The organism is Caballeronia sp. DA-9, assembly GCF_051615025.1.
GTDB classification, from domain to species: domain Bacteria; phylum Pseudomonadota; class Gammaproteobacteria; order Burkholderiales; family Burkholderiaceae; genus Caballeronia; species Caballeronia sordidicola.
The window spans coordinates 750,759-763,665 of record NZ_CP195132.1; the positions used below are offsets into that span (position 1 = coordinate 750,759).

Sequence of the window (12,907 nt, forward strand, 5' to 3'; positions counted from 1 at the left end):
GATTTTTTTTAGGCCCGTCACGGTGCCATGAGGCAATACCCCGAGCACGTCAGCGCGCTTCGTAGGCGAAAGCACGTGAGGTTTGCTTGAGCGTCCATATTTCCGCGCAGACCTGAACCACGACAAGCACGGGAATGGCGGCGATCAATGCAATCTTTAACGGATCGCTCAAGCCATCGGGGAGCAATATGCAGAAGAGGCAAGCGGCGAAGGCGATGATCATTGCCAGAAACGGCCACGAGAAATAATTGATTGCCGGATGCGCGGGCCTTGGCACCGGAGCGGGATTCGACGCCACCAGATTCCACGCAACGCCGCTCGCGTGGGGAACCGCGATGAGTTGCGCGCCCTGCCCGTGCTGAACCATTTCAGCCGCAAGCGCCTGCGCGAGCCAGCGGTTCGCCGGGCCTGCCTTGCCAATTGCAGCATCGATTTTGTGATGCTCAAGGTCTATTCCGGAGTTTTTTACGGCGGCGTCTACTGCGTGGCTGGTGATTTTGTTGAGGTGACTCGTCCAGAAATGGCGCAGTTTCTCGACCGGAGTTTGTTCGGCGCTCAAGAGCGTTTTTAATGCGTGCTCCGCGGTGCTGAAATCGGCGGTGATCGGCCTGAACAAGGATGCTTGCGGTCTGATCTTCGTGCGCGCGGCGAATTTTGCCGTGGTCAAAAGCAAAGCGACGGCTACTTCGGAAAATTTGGGAGCGACGTCGGGTGTATGCAACTGGCACGCGAGGACAATCCGGCACTCGGGCGGCCGTATGGCGAACCACGGACCGGTTAGCGGAGAATCCGTGTCAGGGGCAAGCCAGTGGAACGTGGGGGTGAGTGGTAACTCAAAACGGTCCCACGCAGCGCGCAAATGGACCACGTCGATTTCACGTTCGGTTTGATAGACAATTTCCACTTTGTCCGCGCGTCTCATGCGGGTGAGCGTTGGGAGAAATGGCGTCAGCAGTTGATCGAATACTGCCTGAACGCGCGATCCGGCTTGATGCGTTTGCGGCACTGCCAGGATCATCGTTTTATCCGGATTGTCGGGGAGTTTTCCCTCAAGCTTCAGCATGCGCTCGGCGAGATCGGGTTCTGGTGACAGTACAACGCTATCAACAACCATAATTCGTGTTTGTGCCCACTTGCGCCAGCCTGTGAAGTGTTCGTCGGCGAGGTAGTTCCACCAGAGGACGCGGTTCTGATCCTGAATGTATGCAAAGAACAATGCACCGCACACGCCCAGCCAAAAAAGCCATGGAATCACAATAAGACCAATGAGGAATTCCGGCACCATGACGGGTTGGCTTTTGGGCCAGGTGTAGACGCGCAGCGCGGCTCCGATAGATTGAATAACAATGAAAAGCACCGCGAGTAACCACACCGGCGGCGCGAGCGCATGAGCTTGACGCGGAACGCTGGATAACGACCATTGCCGGTTCATTCGATCGACATGCCCGGGTTACCCGCAATAACAAAGCTTCCACACTGTGTGCGGCAGTGATCAAGCACGAGGTTTTGACCGTGGAAGCTGAAGCCCGGGCCATCTTCAATAATCGGATTGTCACCGTGCTCCGGGCACGAGACGATATCGCCCTTGATGGCGGCTTTACGTCCATTCAGATTAAACGCGGAAGAGGCGGTTTTTACCTGGCCGCCGTGGCTTGTAGGGTCGCCTTCACAGACTGGTTTTTTCATGGGTTCTCTCTCGGTGAATTTGTTATGGGTAGTTGCTAGTTACGGCGTCTTCGGCTGTCCGGCCGAGCGGATAGAGGCATCGCAGGTGAAGTGATCTTGACCCGATGGCGTGCGAAGACCAACAGGAAATGGAGGCGCTTCGTCACCCGTTTCCCACCGTCCTTTCCGTTCATCCAAGTTAGTGAGGTCTACCATCGGGTACAGCGGTCCCTTTCGAACATATGCACCTTTGCTATGCTCTAAATTGACAGCGTCCGCTTTGACAATATATAAGGCGTTTGCTGTCACTGCGATCTTGTACTTTTCGGAATCTTCGGATGGGTGAGAGCTATATTGCTTATAGTCAAGCCACTTAAACGTGCGACCGCTGTCAGTCGAGTATGCAAGTGAGTTAGTACAACCTCGATCACCACATGTAGTATTTTCAGCCGTTGGCAGGACGATATTCAACCCTGATGGGTCATCAACCACTACACGCCCGCGATAATCGGTCGGAGAACCTGTCCAAACTTTTTGGTGAATGCCTAACCGGGTGTCGTTGTAGTAATTGTCGCCATAGCATTTATCGTAATTTTCCAACGAAACGAACCTGTGGTCATCAATGCGATACGTCACCTGTACAGGTGCATCCGGATCTGGTTTATACGAGTATGTGCTCCCGACGTGGCTGTACGCGACTCGCTGAGCCGGGGTCATATCTTCGTAGTCAGTCCGGCATCCCGCAAGCGGGATTGCTGCGATTAGCACGCTCATAACAGTGATACGCGTCATGCCTTTCTCCATTTCTTACGGCGTCTTCGGCTGTCCGGCCGAGCGGATAGAGCCATCGCAGGTAAAGTGATCTTGACCGGACGGAGTGCGAAGACCGGCAGGAAGTATTTTCTTGTTCGCTTCCCATGCGCTATCTGAGCGCAACCCAGACGGGTAAGGCTTGTCCAACTCGATCTGAGAAGTAAGAGGCAGCTTCGTTACGTGCGTGTCATATTGTGATTTATCAGCAATATAAATTGCGTCCTTCGTCACAGCGATCGTGTATTTCTTCGAAGCCTCAGACGGCAGACTCGTGTATTTCAGATAGTCAAGCCACTTAAACGTACGACCACTGTCAGTCGAGTACGCAAAATAGCTGGTGCAACCTCGGTCACCGCAAGACCTATTTTCGGCAGTCGGAAGCACAACATTCATACCGGAGCGATCATCAACTACTACGCGTCCTCGATAGCCTCTCGGGTCTCCTGTCCAGACCTTTTGATGAATCCCCAGCGTGGTGTTGTTGAAGTAGTTGTCACCATAGCAGCGATCATAATTTTCAAGCGTGAAGAACCTGGAATCATCAATTCGGTAAGTCACTTGAATTGCTGCGTTCGGATCTGGTTTGAAGATATAGGACATGCGCGTTCTGGTGTATGCAGAGCGTTGAGCGGCGGTCATATCCTCGTAGTCCGTCTGGCATCCAGCCAGCGTTAAGACTGCGATTAGTAGACTCATAAAAGTAATGCGCTTCATGCCTTTCTCCATTTCTTACGGCGTCTTCGGCTGTCCAGCCGAGCGGATAGAGGCATCGCAGGTGAAGTGATCTTGACCCGATGGCGTGCGAAGACCAACAGGAAATGGAGGCGCTTCGTCACCCGTTTCCCACCGTCCTTTCCGTTCATCCAAGTTAGTGAGGTCTACCATCGGGTACAGCGGTCCCTTTCGAACATATGCACCTTTGCTATGCTCTAAATTGACAGCGTCCGCTTTGACAATATATAAGGCGTTTGCTGTCACTGCGATCTTGTACTTTTCGGAATCTTCGGATGGGTGAGAGCTATATTGCTTATAGTCGAGCCACTTAAACGTGCGGCCGCTGTCAGTCGAGTATGCAAAATAGCTGGTGCAACCTCGGTCGCCGCATGAAGAGTTCTTCGCTGTGGGAACGACCACGTTCACGCCTGATGGGTCGTCGATCACCAAGCGTCCTCGATACCCGGTTGGAACTCCTGTCCAGACCTTCTGATGAATGCCAAGCCGGGTGTCGTTGTAGTAGTTGTCGCCATTGCACCGGTCGTAGTTCTCCAGCGTCATGAACCGATTCTCATCGATCCGATAAGTCACCTGGACTGGCGCGCTAGGGTCCGGTTTATACGAGTAGAGGCTACGTGTCTGGCGGTTATATTCATCGCGTTGGACCGTTGTCATATCTTCGTAGTCAGTCCGACATCCAGCCAGCGTTAAGAGCGCGACTAATAGACTCATAGCAGTAATACGCTTCATGCCCCTCTCCATGTTTGTTGTTCCTGATCGGCTTTCGTTACGACTTCCGCGATCGTCTCGGCGTCGATTGTGGATGGCATCGCCGGAACCGACAGCAAGCCGTCGGCGTAGTACGGATCAGCCATCTGCGTCCAGTCGGCGTCTTGCATCAAGCCATACCAAAACTCTTTTGATATCTCGTAAGCATCACAAAACCCGATCGGCAAATCGTACGCAACAACACGGCTCATAAACGCATGGTGCTTCGGCAACGTGCTGTGATTCGTTGGCATGGGCTGGTATTCAGCGATGCGCTTGTGACGTTCTTGCTCAGTCTCAAGCTCACGGCGCTTGCCAGTGTTCGAATACATGTCTTCTCGTTCCATCCAAAGCTGGCGGTCGTAGATCGAGTCCAGATAGAGATAGCCGTCGTCTTTGTATTGGCCCGTTAAATCTTGCGCCGCCAACATATCCTGATCGCGGCGAGATTCGTCGAAATAAACTTGGCGCACGTCCTCGCCTTTCTTGGTCACAATATCTTTCTGATATGGTTTCGACATCTCTTCCGCCGTGATCGGTTCGGGCACCTTCTCGGCGTTAATCGTCACCTTTTGATTTCGGTTCGGCACCGTCCACAACAGCGTCCCGAGCACGCGACGATTGCCGTTCCAAAAATCATCTGGATTTACGCCCGCCTCGGGATCGGAAATAGGCGGCAGCGATCCGAAACTCCGTACACCGGGATCGTCGCCGCATGCCATGCCGCGTGCGAGCATGCGCTGTTTGACGGTGTCACCCAGTTCGGCAAGTAAGTGATCGTCTACGCCCTGCCAACCGATGCTTTGAAGTGGCGCGGAACCCATCACCCGGTCGTGCGGGTTGAAGTAGACATACAACCGCCCGTGGTTATCCCGCTCAGGCAACCCGTAATGCAGCTTTAAATCCGGGCGCCAAAAGTTCATGTCCTCGCTCGCCCCAACCTGCAATTGCCGCATGAGTTCTTCTGTATAAACCTGCTTGTCCGATTTGATCCGCTGCGCGATAGCCTTGAAGGTGCGTACGCGCGCGCCCGTAGTGGGCCGTTCGTTGCCGCATGTGAGCGAATCGGTGAACTTGTCCTTAAGTGCAAAAGGCGAATTCATCACAATCAACGCATCGGGCGCTCGGGTCTTGCACAGTAGCGTCGCGGCCATTGCAACCATCGTCCCCTGGCTGTGAGACATGATTGTGATGGTGTCGCGTGGAGAGTTTTCGCGGATCTTGTCGATCATGTCGGCAAGGCGCTGCGCAGCGTGAGCACCGTAGGTGCGTGGCGGCGCATCGTGGACTTCACGATCCCATTCCGTGTTGAACGCCTGCAGGTTGATACCCGCGACATGCTTGCGAAACCCCGTCTTGCTCCACATCTGCTGCAAGTTGTTCGTGCCGTTTTGAAAAGGACCGCCTCCCCAGCACCATGGTCCGCGGTCACCCTCTTTTTGCTTCCAGAAGTCAGCACCGCGAACATTGCGCATGGGGATGCGCCATTGTTCTTCTTCACCAGCTTTCGCGCGGTAACCCCAATAGAAGCGGATTACGGGGGAACAATTCGCCTTATCTAAACGTCTTTTTGCAGTTTTGCCTTCAGCGTCAGTCGTCTTGTACTCGTTGGCCTTCAGATCTCCACGATTCAACCGCTTGTTCAACCCATCACATAACGCCGCCTCTGCGTCGTCATACCATTCGCCCTGCGAATTCACCCCGTGCACAAAGATAACAATCCCCGGCAGATGAGGTGGAATAAGTGCCTCAGCGCGCACTTCGAAACTCGCGGGCGTATGAAAGGATTCCCAATACATTCTTCCGAACGCATCAATCTTCATGGGCACCACTCGCGTCGCGTGTTTATGCTGATAGCGCCCGCTTGAGGTATCTGCTTTGGCCGTGTTCGCATCCGCGTTTGTGTCTGGCGGCGTGGGAGACTGCTTTGAATCGTCGTTCATATCAATTTTTCTTGAATTGGGTGAACAGCTTCATGCCTTGCGCAATATCGGCCTTGGAAAGCGACGTTTTGCCCTCGTCGCTGGTAACACCGTCAACGATCTTTCCGTCTGCAAGCTGTATCTTGTAGGGGCGCTTAACGAGTGGACGCCCGGTCACTGTGTCAGTGAGGGTGAACATCTCGTCATGGCGAACATCCACTTGCTCAAACTTCGGCAACGGCAGCGACAACCCGCCCGGACCCACCAGCGTCACCTCGCTAAAATGCAGATACAGCTTGCCCGCGCCGCCCATATGAACGTCGTCGCCGCTAACCTTCACGTATGCCGTGCCGCCCCCGCCCAGAACCACGCCATTGGCCGCGTTCGCGGTGAGCGTGCCTTCGGCGCTCGTGAGGTGCATGTCCTTCGCAGCCACCATTTCAATGGCGTCTGACTGCGCCTGAATCAGCACCTTCCCGCGCGCCGCGAACAGTTTTATGCCGAGCTTGTACGCAAACAAGGACAGCACATCTCCCGCTGCAATCGCCACATTGCGAAGCGCGCTTATGCCAACGCCCACGCTCGACGTCACGTTCACATCTTTACCGGCAGCAACCGACACCCGATCAGGCGTCGTGATGGCAATGCCCGCGGGAGCGGACAGCACCATGACCGCCTGCTTTAATTCCGCGACGCTTTCTTTTAACCACTGGCTTTCGGCCTTCAACGCGGCGATCTCCGCTTTCGCAACCACTGCGGCGTCGGCCAACCCTTGCGCCTGAGCATTGGATACCTGCAACTGCCCCATGGCCGGCGTCATGTCGAGTTGCTTGCCCCGAGCCTTTATCTGCGCGTCGGCGGAAAGCAGCAGCCCCTTGCCCGCGCGCACGCTGCCGTGGTCGTCCGTCCTGAGCTCGAAGCCGCCCCCGCGCTCTTCGCGCGTGGCGTTGACCATGTGGCCCAGCGTCAATTGCGATTTGCCATACTCGGTCGCAATCTTGACGTGCTGCTGCCCGTCCCAATCCTCCATCCGTATCTTGTTGTTGCTCTGCGTTTGAATAACATTGCGCGACATCCACCGGTCCTGATTGTGGATCAGGTCCGACTGAATGCTGTTGTGATGGAACTGCGAAATGAAGAGCTTGTTCGGGTCGCCATCGCGGGCCATGATGACCGCTTCCGTGCCATCGAGCACCGGAAAATGGAAGCCCGTTCGCAGCCCGCCAGCGAACGGTTTTGCCATGCGTAACGGCACGCTTTCGCCGCCGGGATTCCACTCATCGAAATCGAGGTCGAGCCGCACGGGGTAGTGCCCCGCCTTCGTGAGATACGCGTAAGGATATTTATTCGGCGATGTCACACGCGCACTGAGCGCGCCGTGAATCTTCGGCCACTTGCTCTCGTCTATCTTCAACCGGAACCGGCGATCCGATGGAATTGCCGTGTACGAATTGCTATACGCCACGCCTCGCCCGCCCGAGTGCGTGACTTCAATGATCACCTGTCCGCTGGGTGCATCGGGCAAGGGCTCGTCAATGCGTAAAATGCGACCCGGTCGCAGTTCCAGCACATTGCTTTGCCCGTGATACACGACCTGCCACGCAATCGCCGCTTCATGCCGCAACTGTGCTTCCCACCGCGCGCCGTCCTGACTGAGGTGATGGGTGCCGTACACGTACGGCTGACCATAAGTCGTCTCGTCATCGATTGCGACGTTCGCGTCGTCCCTGAAGCGTTCCCATGCAACGAGCGGGTTATAGTCCGCGACGCGCACCGACTGCGGCACCACGTCAGCGTGCGTTTCAAGCGCGAACACAGCTTCAATGCCCGCTTCAAGACCCGCATTCTCACGATACGGCACCTTCAGTTCGGGCGTATAAACGTAGTGATCGATATCGTCACCGAACACAATCACGTCACCGTGCTTGCCTTGCTCGGTGTAAAAATACATTCCTTCCTGCTCACAGATAAGCCGGATGTAGTCGAGATCGGAAATCTGATATTGCAAGCGAAACAGGTGGACCGGATATTTACGTCTCAGCCGGAACACAAACTGATGGTCCATGAACCTGTCGCTCAGCAGAATCGATTCAATGATCTGCGGCCCGCTCCGATGCTGATACACACGGGACCTGTGTAAAAGGCCCAGACGCTTCATCTGCGACGCAACAACAATGGTGTAGAGGAAGAAATCCTTGGTCTTCCTGAGCCGTTTGAACTGCGTGACAATGCCGCAATACACACGCGGCTCTGCGCTGTCCTCGGCGGTGATTGTGAAGTGCCCGTCACGCCCGAGGTAGTCGGCGCGCGAGAGCGAATCAGGATGCGTGCACTCGATCGTGATCTCATAGGGCGAGGCCATGCCCTCACGCGCGGAATACGAGACGACCGAAATATCCTTGGCGTTCGCCGCGCTCGGCACATCAAGGTGGTATGCCTGACGGCCAGTTACGTGTTTCTTGCCCGATCTGTGGAATTCGTCATGTTGAGGTCTCTCTCGCATTTTTTGTGGCCTTGAACTCTCAGGCGAACCGTCCACACAACGTGTGTTGGAGATTCTTTTATTGGAACAATCTGCCTCATCGTTGCAAGATAAGACGTGGTCGTGAATCATCGGCCAACGTTGCGCAAAAGGGCAAGTGGCGACTGGAGAACCGCGAGGAATTCAGATTTATCTGAGAAGTGTTTCGGCAGACGGTGAAGTCTGCATCGGGAAGGCGATAGACAAGCTCATGGCACGCGTTTTACGTGCCGGGCGAAATGGATGCTTGTTTTGATAACTGACGTGCGCCGATCGTGGTCGGTCAGACAGGCTCACTAACCGATAATCCGAAAGGGGCCTCAACGCTTGGCCCGCTCCAGCAACAACTCCCGCTCCCTCGCATTCCTGGTCATCGCCGCGGCCCGCTCGAACTCCGTGCGCGCTTCCTCGAACCGCCCGAGCCTGGCAAGCAAATCCCCTTTCACGCTCGGCAACCAGTGGTAATTCGCCAGCGCTGCATCGCGCTCCAGCCGCTCGACAATTTCCAGCCCCGCCGCCGCGCCGAACGCCATCCCGACCGCCACCGCGCGGTTCAACTCCACCACAGGCGAAGGCGCCACCACCGAAAGTGCATCGTACAAAGCCACGATCTGCGCCCAGTCCGTATCCTCCGCCCGCGGCGCGCGCGCATGGCACGCCGCCAACGCGCCCTGCAACGCATACGGCCCGCGCATTCCATCCAACGCCTCGGAACGTTCCAGCGCCGCCAGCCCGCGCCGGATCAACAACGGGTCCCATCGGCTCCGATCCTGGTCCATCAGCAGGATCGCCCGGCCGCTGGCGTCAGTGCGAGCATGAATCCGCGATGCCTGGATCTCCATCAGCGCGACCAGCCCGTGCACCTCGCTTTCGCCAGGCGCGAGACCGGCCAGTATCCGCCCCAGGCGCAACGCGTCATCGCATAACGATGGCCGCATCCAGTCGTCGCCGGCCGTGGCCGAATAGCCTTCGTTGAAGATCAGGTAAATCACTTCGAGCACGGACGCGAGGCGCGCCGCGCGTGCCTCGGCATTAGGCACTTCGAACGGCACGCGCGCCGCCGATAACGTCCGCTTCGCGCGCACGATGCGCTGCGCAATGGTCGGCTCGGGCTGCAGGAACGCACGCGCGATTTCATCGGTGGTGAGGCCGCCCAGAAGGCGCAAGGTCAACGCCACGCGGGCATCGAGCGACAACACGGGGTGGCATGCGGTGAACACGAGCCGCAACAGGTCGTCGCCTATGTCGTCTTCACGCGCGGCATCGAGCGCATCGACGAAATCCGGCGTGACATGCTCCTCGCGCGCATCCATGTCGAGCCCCAGTTCCTTATGTTTGCGCTCGTGCAACGCATCCTGGCGCAACCGGTCGAGCGCACGATGCTTCGCCGTGGTCATGAGCCACGCGCCCGGATTGTCCGGCACGCCATCAACCGGCCAATGCTCGAGCGCGGCAATCAGCGCGTCCTGCGCGAATTCCTCGGCAAGCGCTACGTCACGCACCATTCGCGTGACCACCGCGATAACCTTCGCCGCCTCCATCCGCCAGACGGCTTCTATCGCGCGATGGGTCGCGTGCTGCGCCCCCTCCTGCCGCGCGCCCGGCGTCTCGCTCACGGAGCGCCCGCGGCGTTCGGGTCCATATGCACGAACTCCCACGTATGGCCGTCGATATCATCGAAACCATGGCTGTACATGAAGCCGTAATCCTGCACGGGACGTGGCGTGCTTCCACCGGCACGCACGGCCTGGGCGACGATCTCATCGACTTCGGCGCGGCTTTCGCACGACAGGCATGTGAGCGCTTCCACATGCGTACTGGCATCGATGATCATTTTCGCCGTGAACCCCTGAAAGAACGGCCGCGTGAGCAGCATGACAAAAATGTTCTCGCCAACGATCATGGCTGCGGCCTGGTCGTTGGTGAAGCGCGGCTCGAAGGTGAAACCCAGTTCGCTGAAAAAAGCCTGCGACTTCTTTAAATCGGTCACCGGCAGGTTCACGTAGATTTGCTTGTGCATTTCAGGTCCTTGCTTGTTCTCGCAATAGGGATGGGCGTTTCAACGCCGGGCCGGCCCAGGTTCACGGAAGCGCTCCGTCGCGTCTCCCGAACCCGGTTCGTCGAGTTCATACAACTGCCGCACTTCTATTTCGCCGAACTCGCGCTCGCCCATCGGCGCGGGAAAGCGGCGCACCCATTCCATGGCTTCTTCGCGCGAACGAACCTGGATCAGCGTGTATCCAGCGATCAGTTCCTTTGTCTCGGCGAAAGGCCCGTCCATCACCGTGCGACAGCCTTTGTCGTAATACACGCGCCAGCCTTTGGCGCTGGGCTGAAAACCGCTTGCATCGAGCAGCACGCCGGCTTTGGCCAGATCTTCGTGATACGCGGCCATCGCCTTGATCAGCGCGTGCCCGGGCGGTGCGCCGGCTTCTGTCTTTTCGGTCGACTTGACCATGATGATGAATCGCATCGCCGCTGTCCTCGTGGTTCAAAGAACGCGAGAACGCGATTGCGCGCCCTCATCCCCACGACGATTCACGATTCACCGAATCGACATTGCCTCGATGACTACGGGTAAACACCCGACCCAGAGCCAAGCGCCGGTCACACCCAGCACGGCGCGATCTTTCTGACCTCGACCTCGCACCACTCCGCTGCCGGGCACGCGGACGCAATCTCGATGGCTTCTTCCTGCGTCTCGCAAGTGAGCATGTAGAAGCCGCCGATCATTTCCTTGGCTTCGGCGAAAGGCCCATCGATCAGGCTCGCCTTGCCGTTGCGCTTCTTGACCCGCACGCCGTCCGATGCCAGCGATTCGCTTGCGACCAGCAGTCCGCGCTCCTTCAGCCCGGCGCCAAACTCGACCATGCGATCGTAGAGAAACCGGCCTTCGGACTCCGTGCGTTCGGCACGCTGACCAACCGGCTCGGCGATGAGCAGCATATAAGGCATGACGTCTCCTGACTAAGTGTTGCGATGAAGGTTTGCGCCGCGGGTTCAAGGTAACAAGTCTGCGACGGGCGTTCAATCCGTTCAATCCATCGATTTACCGGCGGGGAATCGCCCGCTTCGTGGGCAACCCGTTAAGCTGTCGGCCTTTCAACCGCCGCACGCCGCGCTGCGCATTTATTTATTCATGGCTGATCTATCTGTCTATGGCGGGCTCTTTGCCGTCGCGCTCGTCGCGGCGACGCTTTTTCCCCTCCAGTCCGAAGCCTTGCTCGCCGGGCTGCTGATTGCCCACAAGCAACCTGTGTGGATACTCGTGGCGGTTGCAAGCGTCGGGAACGTGGCGGGATCGACGATCAACTGGGCGCTCGGACGTTCTATCGAAAAGCTGCGCGACAAACGCTGGTTCCCGATCAAGCAGCGCGCGCTCGACCGCGCGGAGAACTGGTACAAGCGCTTCGGCCGATGGACGCTGCTGCTCAGTTGGACACCCGTCGTGGGCGACCCGCTGACAATGATCGCCGGCGTGCTGCGCGAGCCGTTGTGGTCGTTCCTGCTGATTGTCGCCATTGCCAAGACGGCACGCTATGCGGTGATCGCCGCGCTGATCGCCCTGTAACGCGGTACGCACCACAGCGAGCCGAACCATCGCGAGAAAACCACGGGGCAGACCGTATTTAAGGCTGCTAATCAACTGTCAAAACATTGCTGCTCTGGTTAACGCTGACATCCAAATCACTCGCTCAAACGTAGTACCTCACACCATCCATTCAAGCTTGATTAAACTGACGAAAGAAATCGATGCTTTAACGTTTGCGCGCCTCAAGCCCTTCTACATACCCTAAACAAAACGGTCTTTTCCCCTTCTATTTGCGGCTTAAACCACAAAACTTTTTGCTAAGGTGCGTTAAGTGGCAAAAACAAATCGGCTTGAAGTAGACTCCCGGCTTACTGGGTAAGCCGTACTGAAACCATTGCTTGCCTATAAGCAACTACAAGTAATAAATACTGGTTTCAACGGCTGCCAAGAACATTAACTTCCTAGTGACCACTACGCCGCATTCTCCCAACATCATGGCTATGACTCTGGACTATCTGCTGGACCGGCAAATTTCTTCGCAATGGCGTGGGGTTCTCGTCGCGCTGGCAGAAGAGTTCGACACGCAGATCGGCCGGGACGAACTGCGCCAGTTGATGCAGCGCGTTGGCCGCCGCTTCGCGGCCGCCCATCCGCTGCCCGCATGCAGCAACACGCCTGAACTGGGCGCTGCATTGAACGCGGTCTGGAACGACGTCGATTGGGGATTCGTGGAAGTGGCCGACGAGCCGGAGTATCTGCGCATTGTCCATTGCTGCCCGCCATTGCTCGCCTTTGGCGCGAATGCGCTGCCGTGGACGCCGGCGTTTCTGGAAGGCGCGTATCAGGAATGGCTAAGCGCGCTTGGCGCTGACGGGCTCGCCGTGGTGCAGGCAGGAGAATTCGACGAAACCGCTGCAGTCGAGTTCAGGCTCGGCCGTTATACAAGCTAGGAAGCGAAATCGGCATCAAGAC

13 protein-coding genes are annotated in these 12,907 nt (G+C 57.0%); 2 read left to right on the forward strand and 11 right to left on the reverse strand.

Going from position 1 to position 12,907, the window contains the following annotated elements; all coding sequences use genetic code 11:
- Nucleotides 1–49: 49 nt before the first annotated feature.
- The 11 genes from ACRWA7_RS09590 to ACRWA7_RS09640 form a co-directional block, all read right to left on the reverse strand.
- Entirely contained in the window at nucleotides 50–1,432 is a 1,383-nt protein-coding gene (locus tag ACRWA7_RS09590) for a hypothetical protein (protein ID WP_438392463.1), read from the reverse strand.
- Nucleotides 1,429–1,686 (reverse strand): PAAR domain-containing protein, encoded by a 258-nt coding sequence (locus ACRWA7_RS09595; RefSeq protein WP_438392464.1) that lies wholly within the window; start codon nucleotides 1,684–1,686, stop codon nucleotides 1,429–1,431. The genes ACRWA7_RS09590 and ACRWA7_RS09595 overlap by 4 nt, the downstream gene beginning before the upstream one ends.
- A gap of 39 nt (nucleotides 1,687–1,725) precedes the next feature.
- Nucleotides 1,726–2,457 carry a T6SS immunity protein Tli3 family protein gene (locus tag ACRWA7_RS09600; RefSeq protein ID WP_438392465.1) on the reverse strand — a complete coding sequence of 244 codons (732 nt, stop codon included), beginning with the start codon at nucleotides 2,455–2,457 and terminating at the stop codon, nucleotides 1,726–1,728.
- Nucleotides 2,458–2,472: 15 nt separating this feature from the next.
- Complete coding sequence (locus ACRWA7_RS09605; RefSeq protein ID WP_438392466.1) at nucleotides 2,473–3,192, reverse strand: T6SS immunity protein Tli3 family protein; 720 nt, start codon at nucleotides 3,190–3,192, stop codon at nucleotides 2,473–2,475.
- Between the two features lie 15 nt (nucleotides 3,193–3,207).
- Complete coding sequence (locus ACRWA7_RS09610; protein ID WP_438392467.1) at nucleotides 3,208–3,942, reverse strand: T6SS immunity protein Tli3 family protein; 735 nt, start codon at nucleotides 3,940–3,942, stop codon at nucleotides 3,208–3,210.
- Nucleotides 3,939–5,903, reverse strand: a complete 1,965-nt coding sequence (locus ACRWA7_RS09615; RefSeq protein ID WP_438392468.1) for a T6SS effector phospholipase Tle3 domain-containing protein — start codon at nucleotides 5,901–5,903, stop codon at nucleotides 3,939–3,941. The genes ACRWA7_RS09610 and ACRWA7_RS09615 overlap by 4 nt, the downstream gene beginning before the upstream one ends.
- Before the next feature lies 1 nt (nucleotide 5,904).
- Nucleotides 5,905–8,385 (reverse strand): type VI secretion system Vgr family protein, encoded by a 2,481-nt coding sequence (locus ACRWA7_RS09620; protein ID WP_438392469.1) that lies wholly within the window; start codon nucleotides 8,383–8,385, stop codon nucleotides 5,905–5,907.
- A gap of 338 nt (nucleotides 8,386–8,723) precedes the next feature.
- The gene (locus ACRWA7_RS09625) at nucleotides 8,724–9,944 is read right to left on the reverse strand and encodes an RNA polymerase sigma factor (RefSeq protein WP_438392735.1); all 1,221 of its coding nucleotides are present in this window, start codon (nucleotides 9,942–9,944) and stop codon (nucleotides 8,724–8,726) included.
- A 71-nt stretch (nucleotides 9,945–10,015) separates the two neighbouring features.
- Nucleotides 10,016–10,423, reverse strand: a complete 408-nt coding sequence (locus ACRWA7_RS09630) for a VOC family protein (RefSeq protein ID WP_438392470.1) — start codon at nucleotides 10,421–10,423, stop codon at nucleotides 10,016–10,018.
- A 39-nt stretch (nucleotides 10,424–10,462) separates the two neighbouring features.
- The gene (locus ACRWA7_RS09635; RefSeq protein ID WP_438392471.1) at nucleotides 10,463–10,876 is read right to left on the reverse strand and encodes a YciI family protein; all 414 of its coding nucleotides are present in this window, start codon (nucleotides 10,874–10,876) and stop codon (nucleotides 10,463–10,465) included.
- 134 nt (nucleotides 10,877–11,010) lie between these two features.
- Nucleotides 11,011–11,358 (reverse strand): YciI family protein, encoded by a 348-nt coding sequence (locus ACRWA7_RS09640; RefSeq protein ID WP_438392472.1) that lies wholly within the window; start codon nucleotides 11,356–11,358, stop codon nucleotides 11,011–11,013.
- Between the two features lie 184 nt (nucleotides 11,359–11,542).
- Here ACRWA7_RS09640 and ACRWA7_RS09645 point away from each other — a divergent pair, with 184 nt between their 5' ends.
- Entirely contained in the window at nucleotides 11,543–11,974 is a 432-nt protein-coding gene (locus tag ACRWA7_RS09645; protein ID WP_060858634.1) for a YqaA family protein, read from the forward strand.
- 455 nt (nucleotides 11,975–12,429) lie between these two features.
- Complete coding sequence (gene bcsD / locus ACRWA7_RS09650; protein ID WP_060858633.1) at nucleotides 12,430–12,885, forward strand: cellulose biosynthesis protein BcsD; 456 nt, start codon at nucleotides 12,430–12,432, stop codon at nucleotides 12,883–12,885.
- The last annotated feature ends 22 nt before the right edge of the window (nucleotides 12,886–12,907 follow it).